The organism is Bradyrhizobium sp. 155 (genome assembly GCF_023101105.1).
Classification (GTDB): Bacteria; Pseudomonadota; Alphaproteobacteria; order Rhizobiales; family Xanthobacteraceae; genus Bradyrhizobium; species Bradyrhizobium canariense_D.
Genome location: NZ_CP064704.1, coordinates 442,318 through 461,653, shown reverse-complemented (window position 1 = coordinate 461,653; position 19,336 = coordinate 442,318). Strand labels below are relative to the sequence as shown.

The following is a 19,336-nucleotide window of genomic DNA, read 5'->3' as shown; positions in this document are numbered from 1 at the left end:
CGGCCTACCGCGACGATGGCTTGTTGGCCGAGGCCTGCGCGTCGAGGTAGCAAGGCTTGTACATAGCCTGGAGCTGCCGGCCCTTCAGGAAGAGCATATGCGGGGTGAGGCCGCCGCGCTGATTGATCCAGCGCTTCACCTGCGAGGGATACATCGCATAGAGCATCTGGGTCGCTTCGGTATTGGTGACGGCGCGGCCGTTGCTGCCGAAATCCCACGCGGCGTGGAAGCCCAGTGTGGCGTGCGACGTCACGCAGATGCGGTCAGGCGGGATGGCGCCGAGGACGATGGTGCAGGCAGAGGCGCAGAGACCGTCGATGATGACGGTATCGCCCGACTGTCGCAGGTCCTGGTATTTGTCGACGTAGGTTCCGATCCGGCCGCCGCGGTCATCCGCGATCCGAACCACCGCGTGAGAAGCGCCCATGCTCGCGATCAGGAGAACCGCCGCAAGCAACCCCGTCAGAAACTTCATTGGCCCCCGCCCCAGTCGAATTCGAATCTGTGTGTCAGGTGGTGATGCCCTGCTAGGGTCCGTCGTAACCGCGGTTTTGTCTAGGCATGCCGGCTCGCTCAAAACAAATTCAAATCCAGTGTTGCGCCGGCGCTGCACTCAGCCGGTCTTTTTCCCGAAGTGGAACAAGTTAACGATGTCTTACGCGCCGTCCTCTTGATCTCAGTTGCAACCGCCGGCTTCAATCCGGGCAACTACAGGGAGGAACCTGTGGAGGGCGAAACACATGGAGGGGGAAACATATGGCCGAACAGATGGCTGAAGAGACTGACGTCATCGTTGTCGGCGCAGGACTGTCGGGCCTGGTGGCCGCAACCGAGATCGCGGACGCCGGCAAGCGCGTAATCGTGGTCGACCAGGAGGGCGAGCAGTCGCTCGGCGGCCAGGCGTTCTGGTCGTTCGGCGGATTATTCCTGGTCGATTCGCCGGAGCAGCGCCGGCTCGGCATCAAGGACTCCTTCGACCTCGCGATGCAGGACTGGCTCGGCACCGCCGGCTTCGACCGCGACGAGGATTTCTGGCCGCGGCAATGGGCCGACGCCTATGTGGCGTTCGCGGCCGGCGAGAAGCGTGCATGGCTGCGAGCGATGGGCCATCGCATTTTCCCCGTGGTCGGATGGGCCGAGCGCGGTGGTTATGACGCGATGGGCCACGGCAATTCGGTGCCGCGCTTTCATGTCACCTGGGGCACCGGGCCCGGCATCGTCGAGCCGTTCGAGCGCCGGGCGCGCGAGGCGGTCAGAAGCGGCCGGCTGAGCTTTCGGTTCCGCCATCGCGTCGATGCGCTCTCGATCACCAACGGTACGGTGGATGGCGTCGGCGGCGCCATTCTCGCCCCCGACAATGTCGAGCGCGGCAAGAGTTCGTCGCGCAATGTTGTCGGCGAGTTTGCGTTGAAGGCCCAAGCCGTGATCGTGGCGTCCGGCGGCATCGGCGGCAATCACGAGCTGGTGCGGCAGAACTGGCCGAAGCGACTCGGCGCGCCGCCGAAATTCATGATCTCCGGCGTGCCCGAGCATGTCGACGGCCGCATGATCGGCATCACCGAGAAAGCAGGCGCGCGGCTGATCAACCGCGACCGCATGTGGCATTATGTCGAAGGCATCCAGAACTGGTCACCGATCTGGCCGCGCCACGGCATCCGCATCCTGCCCGGCCCCTCCTCGATGTGGTTCGACGCCACCGGCACGCGCCTGCCGGCGCCGTTGTTTCCCGGCTCCGACACGCTCGGCCAGCTCCAATACATCATGTCCACCGGCTACGATTATTCCTGGTTCATCCTGACCCAGAGCATCATCAAGAAGGAGTTTGCGCTGTCGGGCTCGGAGCAGAATCCCGACCTCACCGGCAAGAGCTGGCGTATGACCATCAAGCGCGCCACCAACAAGGGCGCGCCGGCGCCGGTGGAAGCGTTCAAAAGCCATGGTGTCGACTTCATCGTGCGCGACAAGATCGAGGATCTCGTTGCGGCCATGAACAAGCTGGCCGGCAGCGACCTCCTCAAGCTCGAGCACATCAGGATGCAGATCGAGGCGCGCGACCGAGAGATCGCCAACCCTTACGTCAAGGATGCGCAGGTGATGAACATTCACAATGCGCGGCGCTATATCGGCGACAGACTGATCCGCACCGCCTCCCCTCACCGCATCCTCGATCCCGCGCAAGGGCCGCTGATCGCGGTCAAGCTCAACATCCTCACCCGCAAGACGCTCGGCGGTTTCGAGACCGACCTCTCTTCGCGCGTGTTCGGCGAGGAGGGCAGCGTCATCCCCGGCCTCTATGCAGCCGGCGAAGCCGCCGGCTTCGGCGGCGGCGGCGTGCACGGCTATCGTTCGCTGGAAGGCACGTTCCTCGGCGGCTGCCTGTTCTCGGGCCGCAATGCGGGCCGGGCCGCGGCGAAGGCCGTGGGCTAGATGATGCGGCCGCGGCTGCGCATCGGGGCGTTTGTTGCGGCATTAGCCGCTGCCTCGGCTGCGTCCGCGGATACGATCGATATTGACGGTGTGAAGCGGTCCTACACTGTGCAACTGCCGTCGAAGCGGCTCGTGCCGCTCGTCGTCGTGCTGCACGGCAAGACGCAGCGCGGAGCCGACATGATGACGCGGACAGCGTGGCCGCAGGTCGCAAAGCGCGAAGGGTTTGCGGTGGTCTTTCCTGATGGCCTCAACCACGCATGGGCCGATGCGAGGACCAAGGCGGGACCGGCGCTCCGTGGCCCGCCCGCGGGTACCGACGACGTCGCCTTCATCGCAAAGCTCGTCGAGAAGCTGGTGGCGAACGGCACCGCCGATCCTCGCCGCGTCTATGTCACCGGCATCTCCAATGGCGGCGCCATGGCAATGACGCTGGTCTGCGCCCGAGCCGATCTGTTTGCTGCCGGCGCGAGCGTGAGCATGAACCTCACTGATGAGACCGCTGTCACGTGCCATCCGTCGCGGCCGTTGCCGATGCTGCTGATGAACGGCACGGCCGATCCGCTGGTCCCCTACGAAGGCGGCCGCGGATCGAGCTATTATGCCGCAGACAGTTTTTGGTCCACCGACGAGACGCTTGCGTTCTGGCGCAAGCTCAACGGCTGCGAGACCGATAATGCCGACATGACCGATTTGCCCGACAGGGCGCCAGCAGACCAGTCCACGGTGACGCGGATCTCCTCGCGCTGTCCTGAAGGGCACGACGTCGTGCTTTATCGCATCAATCAAGGCGGTCATCGCATGCCCGGATTTTCTCCGGATGCCCGCTTCCCGAAGGTCGCCGCCAGCTTGCTCGGGTCGCAGAACGGCGACATCGACGCAGCCGAAACGATCTGGACGTTCTTCGGCCAGTTTCCCTGAAGTGCAACTCAGGCATCGCCGATGACGCATGCGTGCCTGGCAACGCATGCGTGCCCGGCAACGCATGCGTGCCTGGGGTGGCACAGGGCAAGCCGCTGCGCTAGACAGGGCCGCCATTCAAAGGAGACCCCCAATGAGCATTCAGCGTCTTGAAACCGGCCCGCGCATGAGCCAGGTCGTCGTGCACGGTAACACAGTCTATCTCGCCGGTGTCGTCGCCAACAACGCCGCCGGCGAAAGCGTGACGAAGCAGACCCAGGACATTCTGGCGACTATCGACAGCCATCTCGCCAAGGCCGGCACCGACAAGTCCAAACTTCTTTCGGCCACGATCTACATCACCGACATGAAGACGTTTGGCGAGATGAACGCGGTGTGGGACGCCTGGGTCTCGCCCGGCAACACGCCGGCACGCGCCACCGTCGAAGCCAAGCTCGCGGCGGCACAATACACCGTCGAAATCATGGTCACGGCGGCCAAGTAAGTTCGCGACAAACATTTGCGCGCGCTTGTCGGCGCATGATCCGATCGGGAAACCGCTTCACACTTTCCCGCATCATGCGCATGACCTCCGAGGTAATCGATCAGCGCGCGCAAACCTTCGATAATCATGTCAGCCGAACGACACGGCGCCATCGAAGGAGACGACAATGACCGATCCCATCACCATCGCTCGCCGCTACATCGATCTCTGGAACGAACGTGCAGCTGACCGCCGGCGCGAACTGCTGAGCCAGAACTGGACGGCGGATGCGAGCTATGTCGATCCCCTGATGAAGGGCGACGGCCATGACGGCGTCGATGCGCTGATCGCAGGCGTGCAGCAGCGCTTCCCCGATTTCAAATTCAAGCTGATCGGCGAGCCCAACGGCTACGGCGACCATGTCCGCTTCAGTTGGGGCCTTGGTCCTGACGGCATCGACAGCCCGATCAAGGGTACGGATTTCGCCGTGCTGAAGGACGGCCGTATCAGGAGCATCACGGGATTTCTGGACCAGGTGCCCGCCGGCACGTGAGCGCGCGCTGCTCGTTGCTGCGCCCTCTCCCCCGGTAAGGGAGAGGGCACACTTTCGTTCGTCGCACAGGCGCTAGTTATTCGCGCTCGCGGAATCGTCCATCGCCTTGAAGGCTTCCTCCAGCTGCAGCGAGATCGGCACGTTCAGCCGTTCGCCGGTCGGAAGCCGTGCGGTGAACCATTTGTTGTAGAGCGGAACGAGGTCGTGGTTGGAGCCGAGCTTGCGGAAAGTGCGATCGACCACCGCCGCCAGTTGCGGTTCGCCCTTGCGGAACATGATGCCGTAGGGGTCGTAGGACAGGTAATCGCCGGTGACGCGGAACTTGTCCTGTGCCTTGTGACGCACGATCAGGCTGGACAGCAGGATGTCGTCGGTCGCGAACGCATCGGCCTTGCCGTCGACGAGCATCTGGTATGACTGTTCGTGATCGGCACCGACAACGATGGTCAGTCCCAACGATGACTTCTTGTCGGCCGCCTGGATCGCCTGCTCGTTGGTGGTGCCCTTCGTCACCACGACGGTCTTGCCCTTCAGATCAGTCAGTGACTGGACGCTGGACGCCTTCGGCACCATCAGCTTGGTGCCGGCGACGAACATCAGCGGCGAGAAGGCGACGCGCTTGCCGCGCTCGGCATTGGCCGTGGTCGAGCCGCATTCCAGGTCGATCTTGTTCTGGAGCACGGCGTCGATGCGGTCATCGGAGGTGACCTTGACGTAGGCGATCTTCAGATTGGGATCGTCGACCTCGACGCCGATCTCCTCGACAATAGCCTCGCAAAGCTCGAGGCTGTAGCCGATCGGCCGGTTGGCCTGGTCGAGGAAGGAGAACGGCGGCGAGCTCTCGCGATAGCCGAGGCGCACGGTGTGCGCGGTCTTGATCGCCGACAGCGTCGGGCTAAGCCCTTCGCTGCCACCGGTCTGGGCGGAGGCACCCGTGGCCAGCAGGCACGCTGCCAGCAACAGGCCGCCCGATATCGCCATTGAAAGGCGCATGATGCACTCCGATCAATGGCCGGCCATCGCAGGCACTTCGCCGGGGATCATGTCCCCCGGCACGGCATCGCCAGGTTCAAGCTCGTGCTCGGGCCCGAGCTCGCCTTCCCACTTGGCCACGACCGAGGTCGCGAGCGTGTTGCCGATCACGTTGGTGGCGCTGCGGCCCATGTCGAGGAAGGTGTCGATGCCCATGATCATCAACAGCCCCGCCTCGGGGATGCCGAACTGCGAGAGCGTCGAGGCGATCACCACGAGGGAGGCGCGCGGCACGCCGGCCACGCCCTTCGAGGTGATCATCAGCGTTGCCAGCATCGCGAGCTGGGTGCCGAGCGGCATGTCGATGTGATAGCTCTGCGCGATGAAGACGCTCGCGAAGGTGCAGTACATCATCGTGCCGTCGAGATTGAAGGAATAGCCGAGCGGCAGCACGAAGCTCGATATCCGCGACGAGGCGCCGAACTTGTTCAACCCCTCCAGAGTTTTCGGATACGCCGCTTCCGAGCTCGCGGTGGAGAACGCGATCATCAGCGGTTCGCGGATCAGCTTCAGCAGATGGGCGTAGCGCGGCCCGATCACGATGAAGCCCACGACCACCAGGATGCCCCACAGGAGCGCGAGCGAGAGATAGAAGCCACCCATGAAGACGATGAGCTTCCAGAGCACTAGCAGGCCGTTCTTGGCAACCGTCGCGGTGATGGCGGCCCAGACCGCGAACGGCGCGAACAGCATCACATAGCCCGTCACCTTGAGCATGATGTGGCCGATGTCGTCGATCAGCGCCAGGATCGGCTTGGAGCGCTCGGGCATCGAGCCCATCGCCACCGAGAAGAACACGGCGAAGATCACGATCTGCAGGATCTCGTTCTGCGCCATCGCATCCGCGATCGAGGTCGGGATCAGATGGGTCAGGAATTTTTCGATCGAGAAGGCGGAAACCGGCAGGCCGGTCGACTGCGCCTTGTCAGGCAGCGTACCCGGGAAATTCGCGCCGGGCTGGAGCAGATTGACCATCACGAGGCCGAGCATCAGCGAGACGAAAGAGGCGCTGACGAACCAGCCCATGGTCTTGGCGAAGATGCGGCCGAGCTTGGAGCCCGAGCCCATATGAGCAATGCCGCCGACCAGGGTCGCAAATACCAGCGGCGCGATGATCATCTTGATCAGGCGCAGGAAAATCACGGCGATCAGGTTGATGGACGAGGCCCAGTCGCCCCGCGTGTCGGGCAGGAAATTGTAGATCGCCGCGCCCATGATGATGCCGAGCACCATCGCCACCAGAATGAATTGCGTAAACCTGTTCGACATTGAACACCCCCGCTACACCGACCGCTTCATGATGTCGCAGATATGACGACTGCGCAACACGCTTGGCGTGCGATCGTCGGGCGGATGTTCCCGTTGCGAAACTGGCGCCCGCGATCTAGCCTTCATGCAGCGCACAACGAAAGCGGCTTGCACGTTTTTCTTGCGGCCGCTGCATCAATAATCGTCAAACGACCGAGGGGAAACATCATGAGCGGCAGCATCAATCGTCAGATTCTTTTGGTGGAAAAGCCCAGCGGCAAGCTCGGTCCCGAGCACTTCAAGCTGGTCGAAGGTGCGGTGCCCGAGCCGAAGGACGGCGAGGCCTTGCTGCGCGTGCGTTACATCTCGCTCGACGCCGCCAACCGCGCCTGGATGCACGGCGCGACCTATCGTTCAGCGGTGGAGGCCAACAGCGTGATGGCCGGCGGCGCCATCGCCGAGGTCATCAGCTCGAAGGCGCCGGAGCTTGCGCCGGGCGACATCGTGTTCGGCGACACCGGCTGGCAGGAGTTGGCGACAGTGCCCGCCAAGCATCTCATCAAGATGCCGAAGCTCGAGCCGATGACGCATCTGCTCAGCGTGTTCGGCATTGCCGGCCTCACCGCCTATTTCGGCCTGCTGGAGATCGGCAAGCCCAGAGAGGGCGAGACGGTCGTGGTCTCCGCGGCCGCGGGCTCGGTCGGCTCGATCGTCGGGCAAATCGCGAAGATCAAGGGATGCCGGGTCATCGGCATCGCCGGCGGCGCCGACAAGTGCAGCTGGCTGACCTCCGAACTCGGCTTCGATGCCGCCGTCGACTACAAGGACGGCGCGGTGTTCAAGGCGTTGCGCGCGGCGGCTCCGAAGGGCATCGATGTCTATTTCGACAATGTCGGCGGCGACATTCTCGAAGCCTGCCTGCCGCAGATGAACAATTACGGCCGCATCGCCTGCTGCGGTGCGATCTCGCAATATGACGGCGCGCCCTCGGCACACGGCCCGCGCGGCGTGCCCGGCCTGATCGTGGTGAAGCGGCTCGTCATGCAAGGCTTCATCGTGATGGACTACATGAAAGAGAGTCAGCGAGCGCTCGCCGACCTCCAGGCCTGGGTCACATCCGGCAAGCTGAAGGTGCAGGAGGACATCATCGACGGCCTCGAGAACACGCCGAAGGCGCTGGTCGGATTGCTGGCGGGCGAGAACCGCGGCAAGCGGATGATCAAGCTCTGACGACGTAGTTACGTCGCAATTGCAAAGCCAATATCTACTTGCGGTAGAGGTCGCGGCGGCCAATGATGTCGCGCGCGGCATCACCCGCGACGATTGTTTGCATCACATTTGAAAAAATTGTCGGCGTTGCCGACAGGGCAGGAATACTCGGATGTTCAACACGTTGAAACATGCGTCGGCACGCGGGGCGTTGCTGGCGGCGGCTCTCTTCGCAACTGCAGCAGGCGCATTCGCACAAGCGCCGACCGAGGCGCAAAAGAGCGCGATCCGCTCCGCATGCCGCTCGGATTTCATGGCGCACTGCGCGAGCGTCACGCCCGGCGGCGTGGAAGCCTATCAATGCCTGCAGAAGAACATGTCCAGCCTGTCCTCGGGATGCCAAACCGCGGTCCGCGCCGTCGAGCCTGCTGCGGCGCCGAAGACCGAGGCTGCACCCAAAGAGGCTCCACCCAAGGCGGAGGCCGCGCCTGCCGCGCCGAAGGCTGAAACCGCCCCCGCCGCAAAGCCGGCATCTGGAGCAGCGCCGAAGGACGCGGCAGCCAAACAGCCGAGCAGCGCGCAGGTCGCTGCCGTCAAGAGCGCGTGCCGCGCCGATTATCCCAAGGTGTGCGCCAGCGTGCCGCCAGGCGGCGCGCCTGCGCTCGAATGCCTCGAGAAGAACAAGGCAAAGGTTTCGCCGGCCTGCGAGAAGGCCGTGAGCGCCGCGGCCGGCGGCGGTGGCACGGCAGCAACGGCGGCACCTCCGGGCGCGGCTCCCGCGGCGGCGGCAGCACCGGCAGCCGCGCCCGCCGTGATCGCGTTGCGCCCGCTGCGGCCGCGCGAAGAGCTGTTCATCGTCCGCTCCGCCTGCGGTGCCGACATCCGCACGCTGTGCGCCGGCGTAGCGCCTGGCGGCGGCCGCATCGTGCAGTGCATCGCCAGCAACGCCGCGTCGCTGTCACCTGCCTGCAAGGACGTGCTGGCGCCGTTCGCGGCACGCTAGAGAAGCGTGCCATCCGGCGGTCCGCTGCACCACCGTGCTCGTGGGCGGCGTACGGGTGAAGCGCTGCGTCTGACGGGGCGGATGGCCAAGCCGCCACGGTTTGGCTATGCTTCGCAAGGTCACTGCTTCGGACACGCGCCAAACGCGCGTCCGGACGTGAGCTGTGGTGTGCCGCGCGGCTTGCCGATAATTCCGCTGGCGCGGGTGGCCGGAGCACATTAGTCTACCCCTAGATAGTAAGTATACTGTCAATTAGGGAGGCAGACGTTGCGGATCGCCGTGATTGGCGGGGGGCCCGGTGGGCTCTACTTCGCCTATCTCTGGAAGAAGCGTCACCCCGAGGATCAAGTCGACCTGTTCGAACAGAACCCGGCCGACGCGACCTGGGGCTTTGGCGTGGTGTTTTCTGATCAGGCCCTGGAATTCCTGCGCGCCGACGACCCCGAGACGGTCGACGCGATCTCGCCGCACATGGAGAGCTGGGAGAACATCACGCTGAACCTGAGCGGCGACAGCGTGGCCATCGACGGCGTCGGCTTCTCCTCGATCGGCCGGCTCGAGCTCTTGCGATTCCTGCAGCAGCGCGCGATCAATGCCGGCGTCACCCCGCGCTTCGACACGCCGATTCATGCGATCGATCAGCTCAACGGGCACGATCTGATCGTCGCTGCCGACGGGCTGAACTCGCTGGTACGCCGCGCCTTCGAGGGCGATTTCGGCACCTCGCTGTCCTACTCCTCGAACAAGTTCGTCTGGTACGGCACCTCGAAGCGCTTCGAGACGCTGTCGCAGACCTTCGTCAAGACCGACCGCGGTGCCTTCAACGCCCATCACTACCGCTACTCGCCGACCATGAGCACCTTCCTGGTCGAATGCGACCATGCGACGTGGCAGGCCTACGGTTTCGCCTACAAGGACGTGGAGCAGTCCAAAGGTGTCTGCGAGGAGGTGTTCGCCGACACGCTCGGCGGCCGCTCGCTGGTTTCCAACAAATCGGTCTGGCGCAACTTCCCCTGGGTCTGGAACGAGCACTGGTCGTTCAAGAACATGGTGCTGCTCGGTGACGCCCTGCACTCGGCGCATTTTTCGATCGGCTCCGGCACGCGGCTCGCGATCGAGGACGCCATTGCACTGGTCAAGGCGCTGGAATCGGACGCCCATCTCTCGACCGCCCTGCATCGCTACCAGGCCGCGCGAAAGCCGGTGGTGCAGAAGCTCGTCAATGCCGCGCGGACCAGCGCTTTCTGGTACGAGCACTTTGCTCAGCACATGCAGCAGGGCCTGATGGACTTTGCCTATAGCTACATCACCCGCTCCGGCCGCATCGACGACTCCCGCCTGCGCGCGATGTCGCCGGGCTTCATGGCGCGCTACGAAGCCGCCAAGAACGGTGGGGACGAGGCATGAGCCGGCAGATTCACGACCAGGTGCCCGCCGACTGCGCGGGCGCGCGCGAGATCGGCTTTTCCGTTCCGCAGGTCTACAATGCCAGCCGCGTGCTGTTCGACAATGTCGGCAAAGGCCACGGTGACAAGCTCGCGCTCATCGGCCCCGCGAGCACGCGCACCTACGCGGAGCTCTGCGCGGAAGCCGGGCGCTGGGGCAACGGCTTTGCCTCGCTTGGCCTCAAGCGCGGCGATCGCGTGCTGTTGTTCCTCGATGACACTCCGGCCTACCCGGCCGCGTTCTTCGGCGCGGTGCGCGCCGGCTTCGTGCCATTGCTGATCAACACGCTGACACCGCCGGATCTGCTGCAATTCTATCTCGCCGATTCCGGCGCGACTGTTGCGGTGGCGGACGCCGAGTTCTGTGCACGTTTCAACGCCGAGGCCTGCAAGGACACGGCCCTGCATACCCTGGTCGTCGTCAATGGCCCGGCGAGCGATCACGCCGCGCCGAACGCCGTTTCCGCCGCCGGCTGGCTCCCCCAGTTTCCGACTGAGCTCGCGGAAGCCGACACGCATCGCAACGAGATGGCGTTCTGGATGTATTCGTCCGGATCGACCGGCCGCCCCAAGGGCATCGTGCATCTCCAGCACGACATGGCCTATAGCGAAGTCGCCTTTGCGCAGAACGTCTTGAAGCTGACGCCGGATGACATCTGCTTCTCGGTGCCAAAAATCTTCTTCGCCTATGGCTTCGGCAACGCGATCACCTTCCCGTTCTCGGCGGGCGCGACGACACTGCTGTTGCCCGGCCAGCCGAAGCCCGTGGCAATCTTTTCGGCGATCGAGCAGTACAGGCCGACGGTCTTCTTCGGCCTGCCGACGCTTTATACATCGCTGACCAAGGCCGAGGGTGCGAACAAGACCGACTTCTCCTCACTGCGCATGGCGCTCTCGGCCGCCGAGGTGCTCTCGGCCGACGTCTTCAACGGCTGGAAGACGCTCACCGGTCTCGAGATCGTGGAAGGCCTCGGCTCGACCGAGGTGCTGCACATCTATCTCTCCAACCGCCCCGAGCGGAAGAAGCTCGGCGCCGCCGGCCTGCGCGTGCCCGGCTACGAGGTCGCGCTGCGCGACAAGGACGGCCGCGATGTCGCCGACGACGAGGAAGGCATCTTGTGGGTGCGCGGCGATTCCAACACGCCGCTGTACTGGAACCGGCCGGACAAATCCGCCGAGACCATCCGCGAAGGCGGCTGGATCTACACCGGCGACCGCTTCGTCCGCGATGGCGATGGCTTTCACTTCTTCCGCGGCCGCGCCGACGATCTCATCAAGATCTCCGGCCAATGGGTCTACCCGCTCGAGGTTGAGCTTTGCCTCGCCGACCACCCGGACATCCGCGAATGCGCGGTGTTCGCCGCCGAGCTGCCGGACCGGCGCATGACGCTTAAGGCAGTGGTGGTGATGAACACCCGCGCGGCGGATCAAAGCGAAACGACCCGGCGGCTGCAGGATTACGTGAAGGGCAAACTGCTTCCTTACAAATATCCGCGCGAGGTGATCTTCATCGACGAGCTGCCGAAGACCGGCACGGGGAAGATCGACCGGCAGGCGTTGCTGAGGATGTGAGCCACCGCTGCCATCGCCCGCGAAGGCGGGCGATGACAACCAGGATTAAGGTGCCTTCCCCAGATGCTCCATCGCGTCCTCCGCCCGGAGCGGCACCCGCGACGCCTCGTTGTTGAGATCGACGAGCTGCGCCAGGAGCCCCATAAGCGCCTTGCGGTCCGCTGGCTTGAGCGGCTCGAGCATCCGCGCCTGGGCGCGTTCGACGGCGGGAATGATGTCGCGCAGGATCGCCGCGCCTGATTTGGTCAAATAGAGCAGCTTGATCCGCTTGTCTTCCGGCGCCGGCCTGCGCTCGACGAAATCCTTGGCCTGAAGCCGCTCGATCACGCTGCCGAGCGTGGAGCGATCGAAGGCGATCACCGCGGACAGCCGCGTCGCGTCGATGCCGGGGTGGGTGTGGATCGCGATCAGCGCCGCGTATTGCACCGGCGTGAGGTCGAACGCCTTGCACTCCTCCATGAAGATCGAGACCGCGATCTGCTGCATGCGCCGGAACAGATAGCCCGGCGCCGCATAGACCGCGTCTATCGTGATTGGAGGGGCAGGCTTACTCGGCATCGGGCTGCTTCTCCGGCGCGGCGTTGACGAACGCCGGCAGGGCCTTGGCCGCAGCTTCCGCTTCAAGCAGGCGCGGATAGGCGGAGACGTCGACGCCGAAGCGGCGCGCATTGGCGAGCTGCGGCACAAGACAGAGATCGGCGAGCGTCGGCACATCCCCGAAGCAGAACGGGCCCGGCTCGTTTCTGATCAGCGTCTCGCACGCCGCGAGCCCCTCGCGGTTGACCCAGGCCGCCCAGTCCTGAACCTTCTCCTCGGCAAGGCCGAGCTCGCGCAGCCGCGCCAGCACCTTCAAGTTCTGCACGGGGTGAGTGTCGCAGGCGATCGCCAGCGCGAACGCCCTCACCTTGGCGCGCTGCAACGCATCCCTCGGCAACAGGGGCGGGTTGGGATGGGTCTCGTCGAGCCATTCGATGATGGCGACCGATTGGGTCAGCACTGCGCCCGCATCGTTCTCCAGCGCCGGCACCAGGCCTTGCGGATTGATGGCGAGATAGGCTGGCGCACATTGCTCGCCCTTGCGAAGATGATGCGGCAGGTGCTCGGCACCGCGGCCTTTGAGGTTCAGCGCGATGCGTACCCGGTAGGCGGCGCTGGAGCGGAAATAGCCGTGCAGCTTCATCGGAACCCTCCCGTTTCGTTCTTGTTCGCACGTTGACGCTACCCAGATCGTAAGTATACTGTCAATCAACAAAGCGACGGGAGCCGCACCATGGAAGCCGTGACCAAGACGCCGGAACGCGAGGCGTTCTACAAGAAGATCGACGGCGAGAATCTCACCGCGCTCTGGACGGTCATGAGCGATTTGATCACGCCGGAGCCGAAGAGCGCCTGCCGGCCGCATCTGTGGAAGTTCGACATCATCCGCGACTACATGACCGAAGCCGGCAAGCTGATCACGGCGAAAGAGGCCGAGCGGCGCGTGCTGGTTCTGGAAAACCCCGGCCTGCGCGGACAGTCGAAAATCACCACGTCGCTCTATGCCGGCGTGCAGATGGTGGTGCCCGGCGACGTCGCGCCCGCGCACCGGCACAGCCAATCGGCACTGCGCTTCGTGCTCGAAGGCAAGGGCGCCCACACCGCCGTGGACGGCGAGCGCACCGCGATGGAGCCCGGCGACTTCATCATCACGCCGTCGATGACCTGGCACGATCATTCCAACGAGACCGACCAGCCGATGTTCTGGCTCGACGGTCTCGACATTCCGCTGGTGCAGTTCTTCGACTGCTCTTTCGCGGAAGGCTCCAACGAGGATCAGCAGAAGATTACAACGCCGGCCGGCGACAGCTTTGCACGCTACGGCCACAATCTGCTGCCGGTCGACGTGAAGCGGAGCTCGAAGACTTCCCCGATCTTCAGCTATCCCTATGCCTACACGCGCGAGGCACTGGAGAAGGCTCGCGCGAGCCAGGAGTGGGATGCCTGTCACGGGCTGAAGCTGAAATTCAGCAACCCCGAGACCGGCGACTTCGCGATGCCGACCATCGGCACGTTCATCCAGCTGCTGCCGAAGGGCTTCAAGACCGCGCGCTATCGCGCGACGGACGCGACGGTGTTCTGTCCGATCGAGGGCCACGGCCGTACCCGCATCGGGGATGCGACGTTCGAATGGGGCCCGCGCGATTTGTTCGTGGTGCCGAGCTGGCAATGGGTCACGCACGAGGCTGATATGGATGCGGTGCTGTTCAGCTTCTCGGATCGCCCCGTGCAGCAGAAGCTGGATTTGTTCCGGGAGGATCGCGGGAATGCGTGAGGTACGCTGCTGGTAGCATCGTCATTGCGAGCGCAGCGAAGCAATCCAGAATCTTTCCGCGGCGACAGTCTGGATTGCTTCGCTGCGCTCGCAATGACGGAGTAAACCTCACCGCCAGTGCAACAGCCGCGTCTCCAGCCAGTTGATCACCCTCCCCACCATCAACCCAAACACCGACAAAATCACCACGCCCGCGAGCAGCTGATCCGTCTGCATCAAATTGCCAGCCTGCAGCACGAACGCGCCGATGCCGTACTGCGCGCCGATCATCTCGGCGCTGACGACGAGCAGCAGCGCCACCGACGAGGTGATACGGAAGCCGGCGAGGATCGCGGGCAGCGCGCCCGGCCAGACCACCTTGCGCACGATGGTGGCGAACGGCACGTTGAAGCTCTGCGCCATGCGGATGAGGTTGCGCGGCACCGCGTCGACGCCGCTATAGACCGAGATCGCGGTCGAGAAGAACACCCCGAGCGCAATGGTCGCGATCTTCGGCTCTTCACCGATGCCGAGCCAGAGGATCAACAGCGGCAGCAGCGCGATCTTCGGGATCGGGAACAGCGCCGAGATGAAGGTGATGCCGACGCTGCGCGCCAGACGCGACAGGCCGATGGCAAAGCCAACGGCGACACCGGCTGCCGTGCCGAGCAGCCAGCCGACACCGATGCGCAGGAGCGACGCGGAAAGGTGCTGCCACAGCGCACCCGAGATCGCGAGCTGGTAGATCGCCCGCGCGATCGCCGATGGCGGTGGCAGGAATAGCGGATTGACCAGGCCGGTGCTGCCGGCGGCCTGCCAGATCGCAATGACCAGCGCGAGCGCGATCCAGCCGCCGAAACGGCTGCTCGCCGGCACGAAGCCGGCGCCGCGAAAGCGGACGCGCCGGACCGCTTCATCCTTCGTCGATGTTCCCGCCGGAGCGCGATCAAGCATGCTGGACCTCGCGCTCGGCATCGATCGCCTCGTTGCGGATCAGCGACCAGATCTGGTTCTGAAGCGCGAGCAGCTTTTCACGGGCTGCAATGTCACCGCGCTCAGTGCGCGTCATCGGCACGCTCACGACCTCGCGAATACGGCCAGGGCGCCGCGACAGCACCACGATGCGGTCGGCAAGCCTCGCCGCCTCTTCGAGATTATGCGTGACATACACGGCGCCCATGCCGCCATCGGCGAGCAGCCGGACGAAATCCTCCATCAGCAGTTCGCGGGTCTGCGAATCCAACGCCGACAATGGCTCGTCCATCAGGAGAATGGCCGGCCTGACCGCGAGCGCGCGCGAAATGCCGACGCGCTGGCGCATGCCGCCGGAAAGCTGCTTTGGATAGGTTTTGCGAAAATCGGTCAGGCCGGTGCGGCGCAAGGCGTCCTCGACCAGCGCGCGGCGCTGCACGGCCGAGAGCTGGGTGTGCAGCAGCGGGAATTCGACGTTCTCCTCCACATTCGCCCAGGGCAGCAGCGCAAAGTCCTGGAACACGAAGGTGAGCGGATTGAGGCTGTCCGCCGGCGGCGATCCACGCAGCTCGGGCGCGCCGGAGGTCGGCAGCAACAGCCCGCCGAGGATCGACAGCAACGTGCTCTTGCCGCAGCCCGACGGCCCCACGATCGCCACCACCTCGCCCGCGCTGACGGTGAACGAGACGTTGTCGAGCACGGCGAGATCGCCGAAGCGATGGGTGATGTGGTTGGCGATCAGGTCCATGGACTGCGTTCTACTCTCAATCCGCCTTCACGAATTCCTTGGCGATGATCGCATTCGCGTCGAAGCCCTTGTCGGCAAAACCCTGCTCCTGGAGCCATTTGATCTGGTTGTCGACGTTCTTCACATCCAGCTTGCCGTCGGGATCGATGTAGGCGCAGTTGCCGACCACCTGCTCGACCGGGAGGTTCGTATATTTGGCGATGATCTCCAGCAGCGGCTTTGTCTTGTCATTGATCGGCGCGACACCGTCCTTCATCGCGGCGAGGATGACGTCGTGATATTCGCGGTCGGCCTTTGCCAAGGCGCCGAGCAGCTTCGTCACCAGCACCTTGTTGGTCAGCGTCTTCGGCGAGGCGAACACCGCGCCCAATTGCCAGGGTGTCTCGTCGCCGACCCAGCCGAGAAACTTCGCACCACCGTCGTCCATCAGCTTTCGCGCGGTGGAGATCGGCAGCAGCGCTGCATCCACGGTCTCGCCCTTCAGCGCGGCCGCCGCATTCGACAGCGATTGCAGCGGCACAATCTTCACGTCGGCGAGCTTGAAACCGTATTTGTCGGCAAGCAGGCCGAGCGAATAGTGAAAGGAGGAGCCAACCTGCGTCATCGCCACGCGCTTGCCCGCGAGGTCCTTCGGCGTCTTCAGACCGCTCGCATAGGCGTTGTTGCTGGCGAAATAGCCGATCAGGGGATAACCAGCCTTCTCGCGGCTCATGCCGCCGATCACCTTGAGCACGCCCTTGCCGGCGAGATTGTAAAGACCTGCGGTGAAGGCGGTGACGCCGAAATCGATGTCGCCCGAGGTCGTCGCCACCGCGATCGGCTGCGCCGCGTCGAAGAATTTCAGCTCGACCTCGAGGCCGGCCTCGCGGAAATAGCCCTTGTCCTGCGCGATGAACACCGGCGCGGAGGAGGATAGCCTGAGCACGCCGATCCTGGCCTTCAGCGCGTCCTCGGCTCGGGCCGTGCCCATTGCTGTGATCGCCATCAGGCCAGCTAGCGCGAGCCGCACAATCCCGATCATTTCGTTTCCTCCGCCGTCGATATCTTGCAGTCGGTTACAGGCCTTCAGGCACGGGCTGGTCCCGTCCGATAAAGGCGCCCTGTTGTTTCAACGTTTCCTGCAGCTTTTCAACGGGGATGTCACGCGGGATCCGGTTTCCGGAGAGCGCCAGCGCTGCCGCGGAACCGGCCGCCTCCCCCATCACGAAACAGGCACCGGAGACCCGGGCCGCCGATTGGCCCTCATGGGTCATCGAGGCGCAGCGGCCGGCGACCAGCAGATTATCGACGCCTTCGGGCACCAGCATGCGGTAAGGCAGCTCGTTATAGCCGCGCGATTCCGGGATCGGCGGGAAGGTGAAGACGACGTCGCCGGGGACATGGGCCTCGATCGGCCAGCCATTGACCCCGATGGAATCCTCGAACGAAGCGCAGCCGAGCACGTCCTCGCCGCTGAGCTGATAGCCGCCCGTGATGCGGCGGGTTTCGCGGATGCCGAGCTGCGGCGGCAGGTCGACGATGTAGGATTTTTCAAAGCCCGGCACGGTGCGCAGGAATTCGAACGCAGCCAGCGCCTGCTTGCGGCCCTCGATCTCGCCGCGGGTGAGATCATCAGGCTCGATGCCGTTGATGGCATGGCCGTCCTCGCGCGCCACTTGCGTAAAATTCACCCGCCATTCGATGCCGGACTTCTGCGGCCGCACGATCGCGCTCTTGCGCGGGAATGTGTGGGTGCCGGCGGCGGTGGCCTGCTCCATCAATTGCGGAATGGTCCGCCAGGCTTCGCCTGCCCTCTCCGGGTCGATGTTGTTGAGACGGAGCATCATCGAGGGATACATCGGATGACCGTGCTCGTCGCCGAATTCGAACGGCGCGCCGGCCCAAACCGCGAGATCGCCGTCGCCGGAGCAATCGATGAAGATCTCCGATCGCACCGCCTGCCGGCCGGCCTTGGTCTCGACCATCAGCGCATCGATGCGGCTGTTAGCGCCCATCACCACACCGGCACCAAGCGCGTGGAAAAGGATGTGCACCTTGTGACTGGCGAGCAGTTGGTCGGCCGCGATCTTGTAGGCGGCGGTGTCGTAGGCCTGGGCGAAGACCTTGCCGAGAATCAGATGCGGCGCGTTGAGGCCGTTCAAGCGATCGATCCGCGCCAGCAACTCCGACGCCATGCCCTGCACCAGCCGGTGGGCCTCGCCGTGGACATTGCCGTGCAGGCCGCAGAAATTGGTGACGCCTGCGGCGGTGCCCATGCCGCCAAGGAAGCCGTACCGCTCGATCAGCAGCGTCTTCCGTCCCGCGCGTGCGCTTGAGGCCGCCGCCACGATGCCGGCCGGACCGCCGCCGAGGACGACGACTTCATATTCGCCGTAAAGCGGCACCTGGCGCGCCGGTTCTTCGATCGTCATGGCCTGCATGGCGCGTCCTGTCCCTGAAATCCTTTGCTTGGGCCGGACTATGAATTAACCCGGATCGAGCTACAATCCGCCAAAATAGGCGATCACCTTTCTCGAATCGCGAAAGGCCGAAGATGGACATCCTGGTAAACCTTCAGGCGTTCCTCGCGACCGCCGACGCCACCGGCTTCTCCGCGGCCGCGCGAAAACTCGGCGTCTCGACGTCGGTGGTCGCCAAGCGCGTCACGCAGCTGGAGGCGCGGATCGGCACGCCACTGTTTCATCGCTCGACCCGGCAATTGCGGCTGACCGAGGCCGGCCAGCGCTACGTGCATCGCGCCCGCGGCGTCGTCACCGACGCCGCCGATCTGCTGTCGCGCATGGGCGAGAAGGGCCACGATCTCGTCGATCATCTGCGCATCAAGGCCCCGACCTCGCTGACGGTCGCGCGGCTTGCGGACGTCTTCACCGCCTTCCAGACCCAGAACCCGCGGCTCAAGCTCGAGATCGTGCTGTTCGACCGTCCGGTCGATCCCGTCACCGAAGGCTTTGACATCGCCATCGGCGCCTTCCCGCATTCCTTTGGCGGTGTCGTCGACGAACCCTTGTGCCCGCTGAAGCGGCTGCTCTGCGCCTCGCCTGCCTATTTGAAGAAACACGGCACGCCAAAACATCCGCGTGATCTGGTCGATCATCGCTGCCTCAGCTTTCTACCGACCGGCCCCGAATGGATCTTTGACGGGCCGCGCGGCCGCATCAGCGTCCAGGTCAGTCCGCTGCTGTCCTGCAACGAGGGCCAAGTGCTGGCGCGCAGCGCCATCGCCGGCAACGGCATTGTGTTGATATCGGACTATCTCGTCGCGGGCGCCTTGCGCGACGGCGCGCTCAAGCCGGTGCTGCGCGAGTTTCCGATTCCGGAATTGTGGGTGAAGGCTGCGATCCCTGAACGGCGGCGCAATGCCGCCGCGGTACAGGCGCTGCTCACTTTGCTGAAAAGGTCACTCGCGACGTCGCTGTAAAAGCCCGTAGCCCGGATGGAGCGAAGCGTAATCCG

Annotated in this window: 19 protein-coding genes; 10 read left to right on the top strand and 9 right to left on the bottom strand. The window is 64.4% G+C overall.

Features of this window, described 5'->3' with window-relative positions:
- Positions 1–4: 4 nt before the first annotated feature.
- Complete coding sequence (locus tag IVA93_RS02190; RefSeq protein WP_018453000.1) at positions 5–475, bottom strand: Clp protease/crotonase-like domain-containing protein; 471 nt, start codon at positions 473–475, stop codon at positions 5–7.
- A gap of 293 nt (positions 476–768) precedes the next feature.
- Between IVA93_RS02190 and IVA93_RS02185 the strand changes: the two genes are divergently transcribed.
- The 4 genes from IVA93_RS02185 (at position 769) to IVA93_RS02170 (ending at position 4,364) form a co-directional block, all read left to right on the top strand.
- Complete coding sequence (locus tag IVA93_RS02185) at positions 769–2,427, top strand: FAD-binding dehydrogenase (protein WP_026232436.1); 1,659 nt, start codon at positions 769–771, stop codon at positions 2,425–2,427.
- Positions 2,428–3,348: an extracellular catalytic domain type 1 short-chain-length polyhydroxyalkanoate depolymerase gene (locus IVA93_RS02180; RefSeq protein WP_204512766.1), complete on the top strand. Its 921-nt coding sequence runs from the start codon at positions 2,428–2,430 to the stop codon at positions 3,346–3,348. It abuts the gene before it with no gap.
- Between the two features lie 133 nt (positions 3,349–3,481).
- Positions 3,482–3,832 (top strand): RidA family protein, encoded by a 351-nt coding sequence (locus IVA93_RS02175; RefSeq protein ID WP_007599359.1) that lies wholly within the window; start codon positions 3,482–3,484, stop codon positions 3,830–3,832.
- A 166-nt stretch (positions 3,833–3,998) separates the two neighbouring features.
- The gene (locus tag IVA93_RS02170) at positions 3,999–4,364 is read left to right on the top strand and encodes a nuclear transport factor 2 family protein (protein ID WP_018452997.1); all 366 of its coding nucleotides are present in this window, start codon (positions 3,999–4,001) and stop codon (positions 4,362–4,364) included.
- 72 nt (positions 4,365–4,436) lie between these two features.
- Here the strand turns inward: IVA93_RS02170 and IVA93_RS02165 are convergent, their stop codons facing one another.
- The gene (locus tag IVA93_RS02165) at positions 4,437–5,357 is read right to left on the bottom strand and encodes an amino acid ABC transporter substrate-binding protein (protein WP_026232434.1); all 921 of its coding nucleotides are present in this window, start codon (positions 5,355–5,357) and stop codon (positions 4,437–4,439) included.
- 12 nt (positions 5,358–5,369) lie between these two features.
- A complete protein-coding gene (locus IVA93_RS02160; protein WP_027569994.1) occupies positions 5,370–6,665 on the bottom strand; it encodes a dicarboxylate/amino acid:cation symporter in 1,296 nt (431 codons plus the stop codon).
- Positions 6,666–6,872: 207 nt separating this feature from the next.
- On the opposite strand from IVA93_RS02160, the gene IVA93_RS02155 reads away from it, so the two are divergent.
- The 4 genes from IVA93_RS02155 to IVA93_RS02140 all read left to right on the top strand — a co-directional run bounded on the left by IVA93_RS02155 (position 6,873) and on the right by IVA93_RS02140 (position 11,873).
- The gene (locus IVA93_RS02155) at positions 6,873–7,874 is read left to right on the top strand and encodes an NADP-dependent oxidoreductase (RefSeq protein ID WP_247789647.1); all 1,002 of its coding nucleotides are present in this window, start codon (positions 6,873–6,875) and stop codon (positions 7,872–7,874) included.
- 151 nt (positions 7,875–8,025) lie between these two features.
- Positions 8,026–8,856, top strand: coding sequence for a cysteine rich repeat-containing protein (locus tag IVA93_RS02150; RefSeq protein WP_247299211.1), 831 nt, complete (start codon positions 8,026–8,028; stop codon positions 8,854–8,856).
- A gap of 267 nt (positions 8,857–9,123) precedes the next feature.
- Positions 9,124–10,263, top strand: a complete 1,140-nt coding sequence (locus IVA93_RS02145; RefSeq protein ID WP_018452992.1) for an FAD-dependent monooxygenase — start codon at positions 9,124–9,126, stop codon at positions 10,261–10,263.
- Positions 10,260–11,873: a benzoate-CoA ligase family protein gene (locus IVA93_RS02140; protein WP_018452991.1), complete on the top strand. Its 1,614-nt coding sequence runs from the start codon at positions 10,260–10,262 to the stop codon at positions 11,871–11,873. The genes IVA93_RS02145 and IVA93_RS02140 overlap by 4 nt, the downstream gene beginning before the upstream one ends.
- 45 nt (positions 11,874–11,918) lie before the next feature.
- Here the strand turns inward: IVA93_RS02140 and IVA93_RS02135 are convergent, their stop codons facing one another.
- Both IVA93_RS02135 and maiA read right to left on the bottom strand, forming a co-directional pair.
- A complete protein-coding gene (locus IVA93_RS02135; protein ID WP_018452990.1) occupies positions 11,919–12,431 on the bottom strand; it encodes a MarR family winged helix-turn-helix transcriptional regulator in 513 nt (170 codons plus the stop codon).
- Complete coding sequence (gene maiA / locus IVA93_RS02130) at positions 12,421–13,053, bottom strand: maleylacetoacetate isomerase (protein ID WP_018452989.1); 633 nt, start codon at positions 13,051–13,053, stop codon at positions 12,421–12,423. The genes IVA93_RS02135 and maiA overlap by 11 nt, the downstream gene beginning before the upstream one ends.
- 90 nt (positions 13,054–13,143) lie before the next feature.
- Between maiA and gtdA the strand changes: the two genes are divergently transcribed.
- Positions 13,144–14,184, top strand: coding sequence for a gentisate 1,2-dioxygenase (gene gtdA / locus IVA93_RS02125; RefSeq protein ID WP_247789645.1), 1,041 nt, complete (start codon positions 13,144–13,146; stop codon positions 14,182–14,184).
- Between the two features lie 108 nt (positions 14,185–14,292).
- Here gtdA and IVA93_RS02120 read toward each other — a convergent pair whose 3' ends face one another.
- From IVA93_RS02120 to IVA93_RS02105, 4 genes are read right to left on the bottom strand one after another with little or no spacing between them, the layout of a single operon-like run.
- The gene (locus tag IVA93_RS02120) at positions 14,293–15,117 is read right to left on the bottom strand and encodes an ABC transporter permease (protein ID WP_018452987.1); all 825 of its coding nucleotides are present in this window, start codon (positions 15,115–15,117) and stop codon (positions 14,293–14,295) included.
- Positions 15,110–15,883, bottom strand: a complete 774-nt coding sequence (locus tag IVA93_RS02115) for an ABC transporter ATP-binding protein (RefSeq protein WP_247299209.1) — start codon at positions 15,881–15,883, stop codon at positions 15,110–15,112. The genes IVA93_RS02120 and IVA93_RS02115 overlap by 8 nt, the downstream gene beginning before the upstream one ends.
- Positions 15,884–15,899: 16 nt before the next feature.
- Complete coding sequence (locus tag IVA93_RS02110; RefSeq protein ID WP_018452985.1) at positions 15,900–16,904, bottom strand: ABC transporter substrate-binding protein; 1,005 nt, start codon at positions 16,902–16,904, stop codon at positions 15,900–15,902.
- A 34-nt stretch (positions 16,905–16,938) separates the two neighbouring features.
- Complete coding sequence (locus tag IVA93_RS02105; RefSeq protein WP_018452984.1) at positions 16,939–18,303, bottom strand: FAD-dependent oxidoreductase; 1,365 nt, start codon at positions 18,301–18,303, stop codon at positions 16,939–16,941.
- Between the two features lie 113 nt (positions 18,304–18,416).
- Here IVA93_RS02105 and IVA93_RS02100 point away from each other — a divergent pair, with 113 nt between their 5' ends.
- Complete coding sequence (locus IVA93_RS02100; protein WP_018452983.1) at positions 18,417–19,301, top strand: LysR family transcriptional regulator; 885 nt, start codon at positions 18,417–18,419, stop codon at positions 19,299–19,301.
- The last annotated feature ends 35 nt before the right edge of the window (positions 19,302–19,336 follow it).